16 protein-coding genes are annotated in these 17,185 nt (G+C 41.9%); 10 read left to right on the top strand and 6 right to left on the bottom strand.

What is annotated here, in order from left to right; genetic code table 11:
- The first annotated feature begins 47 nt into the window (after positions 1-47).
- The gene (locus ABIB50_RS23995; protein WP_429383993.1) at positions 48-1,697 is read left to right on the top strand and encodes an ArnT family glycosyltransferase; all 1,650 of its coding nucleotides are present in this window, start codon (positions 48-50) and stop codon (positions 1,695-1,697) included.
- A gap of 3 nt (positions 1,698-1,700) precedes the next feature.
- On the opposite strand, the gene ABIB50_RS23990 is transcribed toward ABIB50_RS23995, so the two are convergent.
- Positions 1,701-2,372 carry a cytochrome b/b6 domain-containing protein gene (locus ABIB50_RS23990; protein WP_429383991.1) on the bottom strand — a complete coding sequence of 224 codons (672 nt, stop codon included), beginning with the start codon at positions 2,370-2,372 and terminating at the stop codon, positions 1,701-1,703.
- Positions 2,373-2,511: 139 nt separating this feature from the next.
- Here ABIB50_RS23990 and ABIB50_RS23985 point away from each other — a divergent pair, with 139 nt between their 5' ends.
- Positions 2,512-3,273 carry a hypothetical protein gene (locus ABIB50_RS23985; RefSeq protein WP_429383989.1) on the top strand — a complete coding sequence of 254 codons (762 nt, stop codon included), beginning with the start codon at positions 2,512-2,514 and terminating at the stop codon, positions 3,271-3,273.
- Here ABIB50_RS23985 and ABIB50_RS23980 read toward each other — a convergent pair.
- The 5 genes from ABIB50_RS23980 to ABIB50_RS23960 are packed head-to-tail and all read right to left on the bottom strand — an operon-like array spanning position 3,270 to position 8,312.
- Positions 3,270-3,461 carry a hypothetical protein gene (locus ABIB50_RS23980; protein ID WP_429383987.1) on the bottom strand — a complete coding sequence of 64 codons (192 nt, stop codon included), beginning with the start codon at positions 3,459-3,461 and terminating at the stop codon, positions 3,270-3,272. The genes ABIB50_RS23985 and ABIB50_RS23980 overlap by 4 nt on opposite strands.
- Before the next feature lie 48 nt (positions 3,462-3,509).
- Positions 3,510-4,673 carry an MFS transporter gene (locus ABIB50_RS23975; protein WP_429383985.1) on the bottom strand — a complete coding sequence of 388 codons (1,164 nt, stop codon included), beginning with the start codon at positions 4,671-4,673 and terminating at the stop codon, positions 3,510-3,512.
- Positions 4,674-4,721: 48 nt separating this feature from the next.
- Positions 4,722-5,333 carry a phosphatase PAP2 family protein gene (locus ABIB50_RS23970; protein WP_429383983.1) on the bottom strand — a complete coding sequence of 204 codons (612 nt, stop codon included), beginning with the start codon at positions 5,331-5,333 and terminating at the stop codon, positions 4,722-4,724.
- Positions 5,334-5,388: 55 nt separating this feature from the next.
- Positions 5,389-7,839, bottom strand: coding sequence for a TonB-dependent receptor domain-containing protein (locus tag ABIB50_RS23965; protein ID WP_429383981.1), 2,451 nt, complete (start codon positions 7,837-7,839; stop codon positions 5,389-5,391).
- Between the two features lie 59 nt (positions 7,840-7,898).
- On the bottom strand, positions 7,899-8,312 hold the full coding sequence (locus tag ABIB50_RS23960; protein ID WP_429383979.1) for an EamA family transporter: 414 nt from the start codon (positions 8,310-8,312) through the stop codon (positions 7,899-7,901).
- A gap of 120 nt (positions 8,313-8,432) precedes the next feature.
- On the opposite strand from ABIB50_RS23960, the gene ABIB50_RS23955 reads away from it, so the two are divergent.
- The 8 genes from ABIB50_RS23955 (at position 8,433) to ABIB50_RS23920 (ending at position 17,122) form a co-directional block, all read left to right on the top strand.
- Positions 8,433-9,668: a TolC family protein gene (locus tag ABIB50_RS23955; protein WP_429383977.1), complete on the top strand. Its 1,236-nt coding sequence runs from the start codon at positions 8,433-8,435 to the stop codon at positions 9,666-9,668.
- Between the two features lie 3 nt (positions 9,669-9,671).
- On the top strand, positions 9,672-10,619 hold the full coding sequence (locus ABIB50_RS23950) for an efflux RND transporter periplasmic adaptor subunit (RefSeq protein ID WP_429383975.1): 948 nt from the start codon (positions 9,672-9,674) through the stop codon (positions 10,617-10,619).
- Positions 10,619-13,720, top strand: a complete 3,102-nt coding sequence (locus ABIB50_RS23945; protein ID WP_429383973.1) for an efflux RND transporter permease subunit — start codon at positions 10,619-10,621, stop codon at positions 13,718-13,720. Before ABIB50_RS23950 ends, ABIB50_RS23945 begins: the two co-directional genes overlap by 1 nt.
- Positions 13,721-13,841: 121 nt before the next feature.
- Positions 13,842-14,840 carry a fatty acid desaturase gene (locus ABIB50_RS23940; protein WP_429383971.1) on the top strand — a complete coding sequence of 333 codons (999 nt, stop codon included), beginning with the start codon at positions 13,842-13,844 and terminating at the stop codon, positions 14,838-14,840.
- Between the two features lie 84 nt (positions 14,841-14,924).
- The gene (locus ABIB50_RS23935; RefSeq protein WP_429383969.1) at positions 14,925-15,827 is read left to right on the top strand and encodes a hypothetical protein; all 903 of its coding nucleotides are present in this window, start codon (positions 14,925-14,927) and stop codon (positions 15,825-15,827) included.
- 62 nt (positions 15,828-15,889) lie between these two features.
- Positions 15,890-16,249, top strand: a complete 360-nt coding sequence (locus tag ABIB50_RS23930) for a hypothetical protein (protein ID WP_429383967.1) — start codon at positions 15,890-15,892, stop codon at positions 16,247-16,249.
- Positions 16,250-16,270: 21 nt separating this feature from the next.
- Entirely contained in the window at positions 16,271-16,636 is a 366-nt protein-coding gene (locus ABIB50_RS23925; protein WP_429383965.1) for a hypothetical protein, read from the top strand.
- Positions 16,637-16,762: 126 nt separating this feature from the next.
- Positions 16,763-17,122 (top strand): hypothetical protein, encoded by a 360-nt coding sequence (locus ABIB50_RS23920; protein ID WP_429383964.1) that lies wholly within the window; start codon positions 16,763-16,765, stop codon positions 17,120-17,122.
- The last annotated feature ends 63 nt before the right edge of the window (positions 17,123-17,185 follow it).

Genomic DNA, 17,185 nt, shown 5'->3' with positions numbered 1-17,185 from the left:
GGGTTTTTTTGTGCCCTATATGCTGTAAAACTCTTATAATTGCAGGGATGAAGAATAAAGACAAACCTATTTATTTACTGCTGTTTGTTTTGGCGTTTGCGGTTAACCTAAGCGGGATAAACGTTAATTTCTTCACCGACGACCCGGGGCTATATGCATCGATATCCAAAAACCTGCTTTATAAGCACGATTTTTTGCAGCTTTTTACCTATAACCAGGATTGGCTGGATAAACCGCATTTTCCATTTTGGATGGCGGCTATAAGTTTTAAAATATTTGGTATCAGCGTTTGGGCGTACAGACTGCCCGCCCTGCTTTTCTTTTTAATGAGTGCGCGCTATACGTACCTGTTTGCCCGTAAGTATTACGATTGGGAAGCTGCGGCAGTAGCCGTGCTGATATTAATGACCTCGCAGTACGCCATCATGTCGAACACCGATGTGCGTGCTGAGCCTTACCTGATGGGATTAGTAATTGGGAGTATTTACCATATAGCCAATTTAGAAGAACGCTTTAATTATAAAGACCTCTTGCTTGCCGCACTGCTTACTGCCTGTGCTATCATGACCAAGGGCATCTTTGTTATTATTGCTATTTACGGGGCATTGTTGGGTCAGCTGATTTCTAAAAAGCAATTCGGTAAATTGTTTAGCCCACGGTTTTTGGGGTTATATATACTTACGTTATTGTTTACCCTGCCTGAGTTTTACGCCTTATACCTGCAATTTGACCTGCACCCCGAAAAACTGGTTTTTGATCGGCACAATGTATCGGGCATTAAATGGTTTTTGTGGGACAGCCAGTTTGGGCGTTTTGTAAACAGCGGACCAATAAGCCGGAAAGGTGGCGACATCTTTTTTTACCTGCACACTTTGTTATGGGCATTTGCGCCCTGGTGCTTAATGTTTTATTACGCGGTTTATAAAAGCGGACGCAAAATTTATAACAAAATAAAACTGCCCGAATATTATACGCTGAGCGGTGGATTATTATTGTTGGTACTATTCTCTTTCTCTGGGTTTCAATTACCGTTTTATACCAATACCGTTTTCCCGCTGTTTGCAATAATTACAGCGCCTTATTGTTACAGGCAGCTATCAACTACCGGCAATAAGTTCAGGCTGGGAAACCAATGGCTTTATATTATTTTGCTTACGCTTAGTGTATTTGTTATCAACTTTTTTTTAAAACCGGCATCATTTATTTTTTTTGTATTGGATTGCGGGTTATTCTTCCTGCTGATAACCTTGATAAACAAACAGGTTAATGACCTGCACCGGAAAACATTTTTCGTAACCTGCTCGGCAGTTTTATTTGCTAATTTTTATTTGGTTACGGTTTTGTACCCAACAATAAACTCGTACAACGGGCTGGTTGCGGCGGCCAAATATATCAATCAGCCTAGATACGCCAATTACCATATTTATACCGGACGGATGGAGAGCAATGTGTTCCAGTTTGAATGTAATAAGCCGGTTGATTTTGTGCCGATAGAAAAATTCACCACCATAAGCACTAAGGATAGTACCGCTTTCTTTTGCACGCAGTACACTTTAAATTACCTCATCAACACGCATATCCCCTACCGGATGATACAATCGTTTACCAACTACTCGCGCGAGCAGATCATACCGCAATTTGTAAACAGCGCGACAAGGGAACAGACCTTGGATAAGGTGTATTTGATAACAAGGTAAAGCTTACTCCCCGCCCCCGTTTATCATATCAGACACAATGCCTTTACTGTCTTTGCGCTCGGCCAAAAGCACGCCTATGATGTGGATAGTGATGAACCCTAAAATTAAATACATAATAAACCCATGCACCTCTTTTATAGCATGGCGATAAGCTTTATAAGCCTCAAAGAAATCTTCGAATGCCAGGAACAGACCTGTAACTGCCATGGTTATCAGCATTAAATAAAACACAGCATAAATGGTTTTAACCACCATTTCGTGGCGGGCCAGTTCGCGTTGTTTTTTGGTTACGAAGTATTGGTGGTAAGCATTTTTGATAGTGCGGATCAGCTTTTGGTCGGCTAACTGGAAAAATTCAAATATCAACCTAAATACCAATAGCGCAACTAAGCCATAACCAAACCAGGTATGTACTTCCCAGACTTTATCGCCCAGATCATGCGCTACTGATTTGGCTTGATCGTCGGTTATTACAGCGCCCGACCCTTTTAAGGTATCTTTTATAAATGGTGCAGTGGTGCGGCTTTCTAAAATAGTTGAATTTAAAAGCACGGTAAGCAATGATCCGGTTATTACCAAGGCATTTAGCCAATGCCATAAACGTAAGGAGAACGAATATTTTTTAATTTGTTCTGGATGCTTGATATCCTGTTTAACGGGTTCAATAATAGCCATGTCTGATAGTAGTTAAATTTAGAAATGTAATTAGCCCTAAACTTATGGACAAATATTGTAGCAATTATGTAGTAATAGCCTTTCTTCATAATTCCTACAGATTTGGTTAATAGTTTTAAACAACCTTAAATTTTATACAATGTTTAAAAAATTACTTTTAATAATCTTAATATTTCCATTTAACCTCGCAAAAGCCCAGGAAAATTACGAGATTCAAGTTTACGGCTCTGGCACAATGGCCAAAGGGCGCACTATGTTTGAATTACATAGTAATTATACTTTTGATGGTAGTAAAACTATCGAAGATGGCGTTTTACCTACCAATCATGTATTTCATGAAACCGTAGAAATAACCCATGGCTGGACGCCCTGGTTTGAAACCGGATTTTACTTTTTTAATACCCTTGGCAGTGATGGGCGCAGCGCTTACGTGGGCTCGCACATACGCCCGCGCGTAGCTGCGCCCGATACCTGGAACTGGCCGGTTGGTGTAAGCATATCATTTGAATTTGGGTTTCAAAAAGCTGCTTATGATGCTAATACAACTACGTTAGAAATAAGGCCCATTGTTGATAAACAATGGGGGAATTTGTATGTATCACTAAACCCTACTTTAGAAAAGAGTTTTGTTGGACCCGAATCAAATCAGGGTTTTATTTTTTCGCCAAATGTTAAGCTAAGTTACAGCATTAGTAAAGTGGTGGCATTGGGGCCTGAATATTATGGAAGCACCGGGCCATTTTTCCATTATTACAATTCATCAGATCAACAACATCAAATATACTTAGCTACAGATCTTACTTTCAATCCTGACTGGGAATTTAATGCAGGCTATGGGTGGGGCTTAACTAACAGTACAGATAAAGCGGTATTTAAACTTATTTTGGGTAGGAGATTTTAATTATCCCGCTCCTCTTCCCAATAAATAGTGTCTAAAAAAATCCTGTTTTTAGTGGCAACATCGGCTTTAACTTTTTCAAGTTGGGCCTTGGCATCGGTTTCATTAAGGTCGTTTTTCAGGGTAAAGTGATAGATCACATATCCTGTTTTACTGTTAATGAATTTATAATGTTTGCCGGGAGCTTTCATACGGAGAGTTATATATAAATTCAACGTATTTTAAGCGAAATTGTTTGCTTATTCGCTTTCGTCTTTGATATTGTACACTAATACCACAACCAGCGCACCTAATAAGGCTATCAGGCCGAAAGATAACCGCAACCCGGCTGCTTGTGCTATAAAACCAATAAACGGCGGCACTATCAGGAAGCCCAGGTAACCAATAGACGATATAGAAGCCAGCGCCGTACCACTGCTCATGGTGGTTGATTTGCCGGCCATCTGGAAAACCATGGGCACAATACAGCTTACCCCAAGCCCTACTAATATAAATCCGGTAACGGCAGTTATTTGATAAGGCAGTAATACCGCCAGCAACAATCCGCAGAAAATAAACATGCCACTATACCGCAGAATATTTTTGATACCGAAACGATTTACCCCTGCATCGCCGATGAAACGACCTAACGTCATGGCTATCATGTAAACCACAAAGCCTTCGGTAGCGGTGGTTTTTGATACATGTACCACTTTTTCGAAATAAATACCGCTCCAGTCATACATCGTGTTCTCGCAAGCCATGCAGGCAAAGCATATTAACGAAAAAATGAGCAGTGATCTATCAGGCAGCGTGAACAGTTTCTTTTTAGGCTGCGGTACAGGTGCCTGGTAAATGGTGCCTTTAATAAACCAGATTGTAAATACTATCAGCAGCAAACTCACGCCCAATAAGTGGTAACTGGTGCCAATATTATAATAAACCATAAAGTATCCAACGGCTGCACCGGCAAACCCGGCAAGGCTCCAGATACCATGAAAGTTGGCCATGATGGATTTATCGTACAATGCCTGTACGGCTACTGCCTGGGCGTTGGTAGATATATTAAATAAATTGCGCGATACACCAAAACAAAACAGCGCCAATACCAATTGCCATACATTAACTGCAAAACCTATACCCGCCAGCACCACACAAAAAAACAATCCGCCAAAAAACATAATACGGCGGCTGCTAAATTTACTTAACAACTGCCCGGTAACAGGCAGTGTTAGCAGTAAGCCAACAGGCATGGCAAATAAAATACCGCCTAATTGCGCTTCATTTAAATGTAGCTGATGTTGTATAGTTGGTATGCGCGATGCCCATGATGCATACCCAAATCCCGACAGGAAAAAGAAAACGGCGTTAGCAAGTCGGAGCTGCTTAGGTGTGCGGGCTGAAGTTGTTTTAGTTGCAGACATTAAGCCGCAAATTTAAGCAGAAAAGCGATTTAACGGTTATTAATATTTTTACTGCACTGGCTTTTTCAGGTACCAAACGCTAAGGCCGTATAAACAAATTAATCCCAGGAAAAACCCGGCTATTACATCAGTGAACCAATGCGCGCCAAGATAAACACGCGAGTATGGAACGGTAAATATCATCAATAAACTTACCGCAGACACTGGGTATCTTACCAGCTTAGGGATGCTTTTAATCTCGTACATCAGCAAAGTTAAAAACCCAAAAAACACAACGTAAAAAAGCACATGCCCGCTGGGGAAACTTTTCTCGGTAGTTTTTACCAGTATTCTTACGATATTGTCTGTAGGCCGGGGCCTGTTCACCAGGATTTTAATGCCCAAACTCACCAGGGACGATAAAGCAGTGAGTACAACAAACAGCGCTTCCTTTTTATGTTTAAATAACAGGAACAATAAACCTGTGCCCAAAACTATAATGGCAGAATAGGGCATATAACCAAAGATGCTGACGCCTTTCATAACTGTATCTAAAAAAGGGTTAGAATGCTCCTGCACTTCCTCTGAAAACTCCCGGTCAATAAATGAGGACGGGAACAATAAAACAAATACAGTAAGTACCAAAAAGCCCATGGCAAGGCTTCCAAGTACCAATAGCATTATTCGTTTTCTTTTACTGAGTGTCAAATCCGTTTTGTTTTCGGTAAAATAACTATTAATTTTCTGGCAATGTTTGTTGCGGCCCGTTATTATTATCGTCTTTTTCTTTTTTAAACGCCAGCTTGCCAAACTTATAACTTAAACTGATACCGAACGAGCGATAAGGCACCTGTCTTACATTGACCTGGTTAAAGTTAGCGCCAAATGATGTACCGGTTTGCGTTACATATTGGCTAAACGGATTCGCCGCGGTTAAGCCCACACTTGCCATTTTGTTTAAGAACTGTTTGCGAACCGCTATATTGTAAAAGCCAAATGCCGGGCGCGTACCTTGCAGGTTTTTTTGTTTGGATTGATAATTCCCAAACACCTCGGCGGTAAGATCATGACCAAATTCATAAGTGGCGTTTAAATTTACGCGATAGGCAAAGCCGGTAACTGTAGGATTGCCCGGGTTGCTGTTGCTACGGCTGCCTGCTTGTATATTGCTTCGCAAGTTAAAACTGCTGGTAATTGGCACCGATCCAAAAACGTTTATCCCCACCTGCGTTTGCGACCCTATATTTGCACGCTGATTTAAGGTTACATCGGTATAGTTGGTGCCGTTAATATTTATTACCGGGTAAAAAGTGGTGTAGGTTTGATTATCATCAGTGTTATATCTGTAAACAGCAGCTACATAAACGTTTCCGCCTTTTTCAAAACTCTTGCTATATCCAAGCTCATAATTATGTCCTTTCTCGGGTTTTAGGTTAGGGTTGCCGGTACTGATGTTGTGCGGATCGCTGATATTATAAAAAGGATTTAGATCGCCATAATCGGGCCGCTCTATACGGTAACTATAGCTTAGCTTGATAGATTGTTTTTTGCCGATGTTGTGCATAAGCACTAATGATGGCGCAAAAATATTATAGCCTGGTACGTTTGCTCCCGCAAAATCAACCATAGTGATTGTGCGCTCATACCTTAACCCTGTTTTAACCTGCAAAAAATGGTCAAACACTTCACCTGATACCGACAGGTAACCCGCATATATTTTACGGTGATAATCAAACCCATAGGTTTGATTTGGGTTGATAATATAATTACCGTTATGCAACAAGGTATCTGTTATGGTATTGCTGTTGATGGTTTCAATTACATTTTTAACCCCTGTCTCAATGGTAATGTCCTCGGTTACCGGATGTGTGTAATCTGCAGAAATATTGATCTCGCTTTCCTTGCCTGCATTATTGCTTTGCAAACCGTTAGAAAAAATGCCGCCCGTTAAATAATCCTGCTGCTGAAACGCGTCGATACGATTATGGCCGAAACTTGAATTGTACTGAATACTCAGCTCCTGCCCTTCTTTTTTAAATGTTTTTTTATACTCCAAACTCATATCTACCGCATGGTTGTGCGAGTTACTGTTAGAAGTACGCACATTGACCAATTGCGATATCAGGTTATTTGCTACATACCTGCCCTGGGTTTGGTTAGTTAAACCATTATTAAGATTGTTTGATTGATCATAACTTATAGCTGCTGTTACCTCATCGTGCTTGGTTATGGACCAGTTAAGGTTTACCCCGGTTCCAAATCCGCTGCGTTTAAACGCGCTGCTACCATCCTGTAATAATTGGGTCAGCGTATCGCGCGTGTTATTGTAAGCGGTACGTTGGGTACTGTTTTTACCCTTCGTGTTTAATTGCTGGTTACCACTAAAAAAAGCGCTTACACCAAAATTGCCACTGCGGGCATTCAGGTTAACCGATCCGTTATTTAACCGTGTACCAACCGCTGCGTTAACACTGCCGTTAAAGCCCTGAACTTTATTGTCCTTTAAAACGATATTGATGATACCGCCCGTGCCGGCCGCGTCATACTTAGCCCCTGGGATAGTAATTACCTCGATATTTTTGATCTGGCTTGCCGGGATAGACTGCAACGCATCAGTCAGACTGGCGCCAAATATGCTGGATGGTTTACCATTGATAAGGAAGCGGATACTCGGGCTGCCTTGTAACTCAACATTGCCATCAATATCAACAGTAACCATGGGCACTTTCTTCAATACGTCCAACGCCACACCACCCTGCGAGGTTAAATCATTAGCAGCGTTATACACCATCTTGTCTATCTTATTTTCAACAACCGGGGCCTTGCCAATAACAGTTACAGTTTGCAGTTGGTTACTAACCGCTGAAAGAATAATGGAATTTAATATTACCGATCGGTTGGTATTGCTTATGCTGATGCTACCTATAGTTTTTGCTTTATAACCTAAAAAATCAACCCTTATCGAATATTCACCATTAGCAATATTATCAATAGTGAAATTACCTTTGGTATCTGATACAGCACCATTAAACGGACTTGCCGACCCTGCTTTAAACAAGCTTATGGTGGCATAATCTACCGGCTGTTTAGTAACAGAATCGGTTACTTTGCCGGATATTTTCCCTGTCTGCGCTTTAGCCCCAACAATTGAAATTAATATAAAAAGAACGGTATAAATGTATTTCATGGCGCAAAGGTGCGCGCCAATGTTGAATTAAATCTGAATTGCAGGTAACAAATCTATTCCTAAAAAATCAACACCAACGTACCGCTTATTATCAATGCCGCAGCTATACCTGTTTTTAAAGTAAGCGTTTCTCCTAAAAAAACTGCTGCTAAAATTATAGCCAGCGCCACACTTAGTTTATCAACCGGTGCCACCTGCGATACCTTACCCAGTTGCAGGGCCTTAAAATAACAGATCCATGATAGCCCGGTTGCAAGGCCCGATAGGATAAGAAATGTCCAGTTTTGCCGGGTTAACGCGCCGATAGTATTGTTGCTGCCTTTTACAAAAACAATGGCCCAGGCCAGTATAATGATAACAACCGTACGGATAGCGGTAGCCAGGTCGGTATCAACACCTTTAATACCAATTTTTGCAAAGATGGCCGTTAGGGCCGCGAAGAGTGCCGAGAGTAAAGCGTAGATCCACCACATAGTTTTAAGGATTTTAAGTGATAAAGTTCAATAACAATTCTGTATTAAACTTGTTGCCTGTTGTTCAAATTTAATACAGAATTATAAAGTATTTTAGCTGAATCAATATCGTGTATGCCCATGAAATGGTTTTTCAGCGTTTTATTAATGACAAGTTTTTATACTACAGCGCTGGCCCAAACCAATTCGTTAGATTACTATCTCGATGTAGCTAAAAGTAATAGCCCGCTTTTAAAGGACCTCAAAAACCAAATAGCCTCCAATAAACTGGACAGCATGCGCATTAAAGCCGGCTTGCGCCCGCAAGTCGCGGTTAACAGCGCCGGTTTATATGCCCCGGTTATTAGTGGTTATGGTTATTCGGCTGCTGTAACTAATGAGCATACACTTAACGGTTTGCTGGGTGTTAACCAGGCCATTATTGGCAGTAAAAATGTTAATGAGCAGGTGCTTACTACCTCGCTGGCAACACGATCGGTAGCCAATACCATTAAAATATCAGAGCAGGACCTGAAAAAGTCTGTCACCGGGCAATATATCACTGCTTATGGCAGCCTGCAGCAATATAATTTTAATAAAGAGATAGTTGAGCTGTTACAGAAAGAAGACGACGTACTCAAAAAACTTACCCGTGCAAACGTTTACCGCCAAAGCGATTACCTGTCGTTTTTAGTAACCCTTAAACAGGCACAGCTGCAATTGGCACAATCGCGGGCGCAGTATAAAAATGATTACGCCACGCTTAATTACCTGTCTGGCACTACCGACACTGCGTTGGTTACCTTAACCAAACCCGATATTAAAAAGGCCATGCGTGCCGACCCAAACACCAGCATTTTCTTTAATCAATTTAAGGTTGATAGTTTAAAGCTGCTTAATAGCCGCCGCCTGCTTGACTTTACTTATAAGCCAAAATTAAACGCCCTGGCTGATGCGGGTTTTAACACCGATTTTACCGGGCAGGAGTATAAAAACTTTGGCGTAAGCGCGGGCTTTACCTTATCAATCCCTATTTATGATGGCGGGCAAAAAAAGCTGGCTTATAAAAAATTGAGTTTGGACGAGGATACGCGTCAAAATTACAAGTTGTTTTTTGATAAGCAGTACCGCCAGCAACTGGCACAGCTTAACCAGCAAATAGCCGAGAATGATGCCTTGCTTACACAGGTGACAGACCAAATGAAATATATTGAAAGCCTGATAAAAGTAGATACCCAGCTGATGCAAACCGGCGACCTGAAAATTGCCGACCTGATACTGGCCATAAACAATTACCTGTCGGTAAAGAACCTGTTTACCCAAACCACTATAACCGGGCTGCAACTCATCAACCAATTAAACTACTGGAACAAATAACCCATGGAGATATTTAAAAAATTTAATACCCCTATAAAATTTGTCTGCGTTGCGTTAAGCCTTGCCCTGGTACTCCCTGCCTGTAAAGGCGGCGGGGCACCTGCGGATGAAGCCACAACTGAAGTAGAAACCGTTACCCCGGTTACGGTCACCAATGTTAATGATAGTACGCTGGTTGATTATACTACGCTTAACGCTACATCAACATCACAACAAAAAAGCATTATAAAGGCTAATGCCAATGGCTATTTAACAGCAGTAAACGTGCAGGTTGGGCACTATGTTAATAAGGGGCAGGGCTTGTTTACCATTAAAACCAAAGAGGCCCAGGCCATTGGTAACTCCATCAATGTTTTAGATACTACGTTCAAGTTTTCTGGTGTAACTAAAATTCGTGCATCACAGCATGGATATGTATCGCAGGTCGACCACCAATTAGGTGATTATGTGCAGGACGGCGAGCAATTAGCTGTGATTAGCGACAGATCGAGCTTTGTATTCATCATGCAGTTACCGTATGAGATGCGGCAATCGGTTAAAAACAATCAAACCGTGCAGCTTGCCCTTCCTGATGGTAAGCTGGTAAACGGCACCATTGCTTCATTTATGCCAACAGTTGATACCGCATCGCAAACACAGGGCGTGGTTATTAAAGTAGGCGGTGATAATTCCATCCCCGAAAATTTAATTGCAAAAGCAAGGATCGTAAAATCATTAAAAGCAAACACGCAGTCGTTGCCAAAATCGGCCGTATTAGCTAACGAAACCCAAACCGAGTTTTGGGTAATGAAAATGGTCAATGCTAATACAGCGGTTAAAACCCATGTTAAAAAAGGTATGGAGACGGCTAATGCTATTGAGATCTTGTCGCCCAAATTCTCTCCGCAGGATAAAATAATTACAACCGGCAACTATGGTTTGGCCGATACCGCCAAAGTAAAAATTAAGTAATGACGCCCAACACTACCGAGAGCCACATAAGTAAAACAGAGAATTTCTTTGTTTTTTACCGCAAGCCGTTGCTGCTGGTTTTATCGTTGATCTTAATGGGCGGCATTTATGCTTATACCAAACTGCAAACCTCGCTTTTCCCTGAAATCACCTTCCCTAAAATAAAGGTTATTGCCGATGCCGGCCTGCAGCCCGTAAATAAAATGATGATAACGGTTACCAAGCCGTTAGAGGATGCTATAAAACAAGTACCCAGCCTGCAAATGGTGCGCAGCACTACCAGCCGCGGCAGCGCCGAGATCTCGGCTTACATGGATTGGAATGCTGATATCGACCTGAGTAAACAACAAATAGAGGCCCAGATAGCCAAAATTCAAAATACCTTGCCCCCCGAAACAAACATATCGGTTGAGAAGATGAACCCCTCTATCCTGCCGGTTAGCGGGTATACTTTAGAAAGCCATCAACGCTCGCCTATCGAGCTTAAACAGCTGGCGACTTTTGCTGTTAAGCCGTTTTTATCGCAGGTGGCGGGCGTGTCAGAGATCAGGATAATCGGCGGTAAAACCAAGGAGTACTGGCTGGTGCTTAACCGCGAAAAAATGACGGCGCTGTCATTAACGCCGGATATGATCAATACGGCGCTGAGCCAAACCAACTTTATAAAATCAGAAGGTTATTTATCTGATTATAAAATGCTTTATCTAACCGTAACCGATGCTACCGTGACGGGTAAGGACCAGTTGGAAAATATGGTAGTAAGCAATGACAGCAAACGAATTATCCAGCTTAAAGACATTGCTTCGGTACAAATAAACGAGGGAATTGAATATACCAAGATCAACGCCAACGGGCACGATGGTGTGCTGGTAGCGGTTATTAAACAGCCTGATGCCAATTTGATCGACCTATCCACCGATATGGCGAAAAAGGTTACGGCACTGCAAAAGCTGTTGCCTAAAGATGTGAGCATAAAACCATACTACGTCCAGGCCGATTTTGTGAACGACAGCGTTAAAAGTGTTACTGATAGTGTTTGGGTGGGTTTGTTGTTAGCTATTATTGTCGCTATTATCTTCCTGCGCTCATTTAAAGCCAGCGCGGCCATTTTAATAACTATACCCGTTACACTTTGCTTAACACTTATTGTATTATATGTTATTGGCTACACCTTCAATATCATGACCCTTGGTGCTGTTGCAGCTGCCATAGGTTTAATCATAGATGACGCCATTGTGGTGGTGGAGCAGATCCATCGTACCCATGAGGAACATCCCCAAGAGCCTACACGCAAGCTGTTAAAGAAGGCAATCGATTATTTATTCCCCGCTATGGTGGGTTCTTCTATCAGCACCATTGTAATATTTGTTCCCTTTTTGCTGATGACGGGCGTGGCAGGCGCCTATTTTAAGGTGATGACCAATACCATGATCATTACGCTGGTATGTTCGTTTTTTGTAACCTGGGTATTGTTGCCCGTTATTTACCTGTTGCTAACTTCTAATAAACCAGTAAATAAAAAAGCGGCGAAAGAAGAGGTTCACGAGGTTAAAAAGCAACGTTGGGTATCGTTCTTTATCCTGCGGCCTTTCATGAGCATTATTATCGTATTAGGGTTAGCCGCGGTTATCGTTTTTATTCCGGGAAATTTAGAGACAGGCTTCCTGCCCGAAATGGATGAGGGGGCCATAGTGCTGGATTATACCAGCCCGCCGGGCACATCATTGGCAGAAACCGACCGGATGCTGCGCGAAGCCGAAAAGATCATTACCGCGCATCCGGATGTTGCAGCTTATTCGCGTCGTACGGGTACGCAAATGGGTTTCTTTATCACCGAGCCCAACACCGGCGATTACCTGATCCAGCTTAAAAAGAACCGCGATAAAACTACCGAAGAGGTTACCAGTGATATCCGCAGCGCGATAGAAAAAACGCAACCTGCCCTGCGTGTTGATTTCGGCCAGGTTATAGGTGATATGCTGGGCGATTTGATGAGTTCGACCCAACCTATCGAGATAAAAATTTTTGGGAATGATCAGCATATCCTGCAAGATCTTTCCAAACAAATTGCCGCCCAGGTTACCGCAGTTAAAGGCACCGCCGATGTTTTTGACGGTGTGGTTATTGCCGGGCCATCAGTAAGTATTATACCTAACTATACTAAGCTGGCGCAATACAAAGTAACACCGGCCAGCCTGCAGTTCCAGGCGCAAACCGCTTTGGATGGTAACGTAGTAGGTAATTTGTACGAAACCCAGCAGCTATCCCCTATCCGGATGGTTTACCCGGGCAACCGCAGCTTAAACATCGCTACCCTTAAAAACCTGAATGTATTTTTAGGCAACGGGCGCTTAGTACCTATTAGCCAATTGGCTGATGTAACCGTAAAGGAAGGCGAAGCCGAAATAAACCGCCAGGACCTGCAATCTATGGGCGTTATCACTGCACGTTTAGAAAACAGCGACCTGGGTACCGTTATCCCGGCCATCCAAAAAAATATCGCTGCCAAAATAAATATGCCTGCCGGCTACCATATAGAATATGGCGGGGCGTATGCCGAGCAGCAACAATCGTTTAGAGAATTGCTGATTATTTTAATTACCTCAAGCTTGTTGGTTTTCGGGGTAATATTGTTCCTGTTCAAACAATTCAGGATAGCATTTTTAATACTGTTTATTGCAGTTTTAGGTATAGCAGGCAGCTTCCTGGCGCTTTTTATTACCCATACACCGCTAAATGTAGGCAGTTATACGGGGCTGATAATGATAGTTGGTATTATTGGCGAGAACGCCATTTTCACCTTCCTGCAATTTAAAGAAACCGCGTTAACGAAAAGTGTTGACGACGCTATTATCTATGCCATTTCCACCCGTCTGCGTCCTAAATTAATGACAGCGTTGGGTGCCATTATAGCCTTAATGCCGCTTGCACTGGGTATTGGTGCGGGCGCACAGTTACATCAACCATTGGCTATAGCGGTTATTGGCGGCTTTTTGGCGGCTTTGCCTTTATTGCTTATCGTATTGCCAAGTATGCTGCGGATAGCCTATCGCAAAGGCGATGTTAATCCGCATAAACATTTAGAGGAACACAACTCGTAATGCCTTGTTATAGCGGCAATAACAACTTTATAACTATTATTTAAAATTTTATAATTATTATTGGGGAATTGAGTTAATAAGAGTAGCCCTGTGGCTTCTTGTTTGATGATTATTAAATTTTATGGCTAAAAGAACTGATTTTGTTTATTCGGAGGTAGCAGAACCCCACCGCGTTCGTACTAAAAAAATTTTAAAGCAGTTCCCTGCGTTACGTAACCTGATAGGTAAAAATCCAAATACCATATTTGCGATTATTGGCCTGGTAGCGTTCCAGTTGGTACTGGCCTGGTTCCTTCGCGACCAATCATGGTGGCTAATATTTGCTGCTGCTTATTTATTGGGCGCCTTTGCCGACCATGCGTTATTTGTAATGATACATGAGTGCGCGCACCAATTGTTATTTAAAAACCGGGCGGCAAACCGCTGGGCCGGCATATTTGCTAACATGCCGCAAATTTTTCCGAGCTCAATCTCTTTCGAAAGATACCATATCAAGCACCACTCGTTCCAGGGCGTGCATGAGCTTGACGCTGACCTGCCTAACCGTTGGGAAGCAAAGCTGATTAACAATTCGTTTTTAGGTAAGGCCCTTTGGTTGTTATTTTACCCGCTTTTCCAGGTATTCAGGTTATCAAGATTACGCGAGATCCAAGTATTTGATATTTGGACGGTAACAAACTTATTAGTTCAGGTAGCTTTTACGGCAGCCATATATTACTTTATGGGCTGGCATGCATTAGCGTTCTTGTTACTGAGTTTCTCATTCTCGGTTGGTTTACACCCGCTTGGCGCACGCTGGATCCAGGAGCATTACTTAACCCATAGTGTTGAGCAGGAAACCTATAGCTACTACGGTGGCTTAAACGTGGTAGCCTTTAACGTGGGTTTCCATAATGAGCATCATGATTTTCCTTCTATCCCGTGGAACAAATTGCCTGAGATAAAGAAAACCGCTCCAGAGCATTACGAAACGTTATACTACCATAAATCATGGACCAAATTATTCTTCCGCTTTTTGTTTGATAAAGAGATCTCATTGTTTAACCGCATATTAAGGAAAGAGCGCGGCAAGGTTGCCTTGACCGACGTTTCAAAACCGGATGCGGAGATGACCGTATAATAAATACAAAAGGGCCAATAAAACGGCCCTTTTTTCGTTATTATACAATTTAAGTACCTTTGAAAAAAAACTCGTAGCCCCTAAATGAGCAGCGCTAAAAAAGCAAACATATTAATCCCCATCATATTCCTTTTGTTTTTAGGAGCCTATGCCCGGCATAAATATATTATTCATCAAATTGTTTTATCGGGCACTTTGCAGGATAAGGAGATGAATGAAATATCGGGTATCTCTGCATCCGGTATAGCAAAGGATACTTATTACGTACACAATGACAGTGGCGATACCAGCCGTTTTTTTGCCATATCGCCTGAAGGGAAATTATTATCGACCATTTATTATAAAGGTGATCCTGCTGCCCCCCAGGGCGTTTTCGACTGTGAGGATATAGCTGTTGGCCCGGGCCCGGTTGCTAAGAAAAGCTACGTTTACATAGCTGATATTGGCGACAATGCTGCCAACCGAAAGTATACTACCATCTACCGTATTGCCGAGCAGGAATCATTATTAAAAGGTGGCAATGTAAATGCAACGGCCACGCCGCTTCATCTTAAATATCCCGACGGCCCAAAAGATGCGGAGGCTATGATGATAGACCCGCAGCAAAAGCTGATCTATATCGTTTCAAAAAGAAGTGATACGGTTAAGGTTTATACTGCGCCGTTGGTATTTAAAGCTAATGATACCGTAACCATGACCTACCGCACCAAGTTATTCTTTAAAGGTTTTAAGCCTTTTAAATGGATCACCGCTGCCGATATATCAAAAGATGGTAAACAGGTATTGGTAAAGAGCTACGAAAAGATTTACTATTGGAAACGCAAAGAAACTGAACCTATCTGGGAAACGCTGCAACGCAAGCCCGAAGAGCCAAACTATCAACAGGAAAAACAAGGCGAGGCCATAGGTTTTACTGCCGACGGCAAAGGTTATTATACCGTTAGCGAAGGCGTATTTTCGCCTATCTATTATTACAGGGTTCCTTAAAATTCCGGCATTTCTTTTTATCGAAATAAAATTCTATTTTTAGGATAATATAAACCAGTATTATGAAAAGAAGAACTACTATCACGGCATTATTGCTATGCACCGTATTTGCTTGTTTTGCCGCTTTTGCCGAACTAACCGGAAAATGGAAAGGCGTTTTAAAAATGGGCGACGGTAACGAATTACCGCTCACCTACGTTTTTAAAGTTGATGCCGAAAAACTAACCGGCTCTGTAATATCAGAACGTGGCGAACTACCTTTGACAGAAGGCAAAATTAAAGGAAACGATTTTACATTTAATATTGCTATAAATGATAATGTAATACCCAATACCGGTAAATTTTATGGCGACTCAACCATTGTAACTTCAGATTTTAACGGTCGTAAAAACAAAATCAAGTTGATCCGGTCTGACAAATAATACATCCAATATATAAAACCAATGAAAAGAAGAATCACCACTGCATTATTAGTGCTATGCACTGTATTTGCTTGTTTTGCTGCAATTGCCGAGTTATCCGGCAAATGGAAAGGCTCTGTAAAAATGGGCGATGGCAATACTATCCCCCTTACCTATGTTTTTAAAGTTGATGGCGAAAAATTAACCGGTTCTGTAATTACTCCGCAAGAGGAATTGGAGATTTACGACGGCAAAGTAAAAGGGGCAGACTTTACCTTTAAAGTTGATGTTAACGGCAGCCCCGTTCCAAGTGTGGGCAAATTTTATGGCGACTCGGTTACCATGGTAGCAGATCTTGCTGGCCAAAGATTAAAGTCGACACTTAAAAGAGTAGAAGAAAAGAAATAATTAGCATTACGGCAATCTTAATTTAATATTAACAGATAAGTTAAACTTAACTTGTTGTTCATTTAATCGGGGGTTAATTTTTTATTTACATGGGCAAAGTACCTTTAAATAAAACTACCCAAGATCATGAAAACAAGAATCTTAACAACCGCCCTGTTAGTATTATGTAGTTTTGTTGTATGCTTTGCAGCAATTACCGGCCTTAATGGCAAATGGACCGGCTCGGTAAAAATCAACGCCGAAGATGAGCTGAACCTGGTTTACAACTTTAAAGTTGATGGCGAAAAATTATCGGGCACCGTACAATCGCCGGATGGCGATTTGCCAATTGCCGATGGTGTTTTATCAGGAAACGAGTTTGCTTTTAAAGTTAAAGCAGGCAAATACCTGATTTTCCATACGGGTAAATATTATGGCGATTCGGTAGTGGTTACTGCGGATGTAGCCGGAAAAAGTTTGCGAGCCACGCTTAAAAGAGATAAGTAATAAAAAGGGTGTCGGAAATGACACCCTTTTTTATTTAAGCAGGATCCGTCTTGCTTTTGCATT

The sequence above is a fragment of the Mucilaginibacter sp. UYCu711 genome (assembly GCF_050433825.1).
Lineage (GTDB): Bacteria > Bacteroidota > Bacteroidia > Sphingobacteriales > Sphingobacteriaceae > Mucilaginibacter.
Note: the sequence above shows the minus strand (reverse complement) of the source record. Positions and strands in the feature narration are given on the sequence as shown.

Bases quoted from the DNA above. Each gene is read 5' to 3' on its own strand.
- ABIB50_RS23995 (WP_429383993.1), top strand. From the start codon at position 48: ATGAAGAATAAAGACAAACCTATTTATTTACTGCTGTTTGTTTTGGCG.
- ABIB50_RS23990 (WP_429383991.1), bottom strand. From the start codon at position 2,372: ATGGCTATTATTGAACCCGTTAAACAGGATATCAAGCATCCAGAACAA.
- ABIB50_RS23985 (WP_429383989.1), top strand. From the start codon at position 2,512: ATGTTTAAAAAATTACTTTTAATAATCTTAATATTTCCATTTAACCTC.
- ABIB50_RS23980 (WP_429383987.1), bottom strand. From the start codon at position 3,461: ATGAAAGCTCCCGGCAAACATTATAAATTCATTAACAGTAAAACAGGA.
- ABIB50_RS23975 (WP_429383985.1), bottom strand. From the start codon at position 4,673: ATGTCTGCAACTAAAACAACTTCAGCCCGCACACCTAAGCAGCTCCGA.
- ABIB50_RS23970 (WP_429383983.1), bottom strand. From the start codon at position 5,333: ATGCTATTGGTACTTGGAAGCCTTGCCATGGGCTTTTTGGTACTTACT.
- ABIB50_RS23965 (WP_429383981.1), bottom strand. From the start codon at position 7,839: ATGAAATACATTTATACCGTTCTTTTTATATTAATTTCAATTGTTGGG.
- ABIB50_RS23960 (WP_429383979.1), bottom strand. From the start codon at position 8,312: ATGTGGTGGATCTACGCTTTACTCTCGGCACTCTTCGCGGCCCTAACG.
- ABIB50_RS23955 (WP_429383977.1), top strand. From the start codon at position 8,433: ATGAAATGGTTTTTCAGCGTTTTATTAATGACAAGTTTTTATACTACA.
- ABIB50_RS23950 (WP_429383975.1), top strand. From the start codon at position 9,672: ATGGAGATATTTAAAAAATTTAATACCCCTATAAAATTTGTCTGCGTT.
- ABIB50_RS23945 (WP_429383973.1), top strand. From the start codon at position 10,619: ATGACGCCCAACACTACCGAGAGCCACATAAGTAAAACAGAGAATTTC.
- ABIB50_RS23940 (WP_429383971.1), top strand. From the start codon at position 13,842: ATGGCTAAAAGAACTGATTTTGTTTATTCGGAGGTAGCAGAACCCCAC.
- ABIB50_RS23935 (WP_429383969.1), top strand. From the start codon at position 14,925: ATGAGCAGCGCTAAAAAAGCAAACATATTAATCCCCATCATATTCCTT.
- ABIB50_RS23930 (WP_429383967.1), top strand. From the start codon at position 15,890: ATGAAAAGAAGAACTACTATCACGGCATTATTGCTATGCACCGTATTT.
- ABIB50_RS23925 (WP_429383965.1), top strand. From the start codon at position 16,271: ATGAAAAGAAGAATCACCACTGCATTATTAGTGCTATGCACTGTATTT.
- ABIB50_RS23920 (WP_429383964.1), top strand. From the start codon at position 16,763: ATGAAAACAAGAATCTTAACAACCGCCCTGTTAGTATTATGTAGTTTT.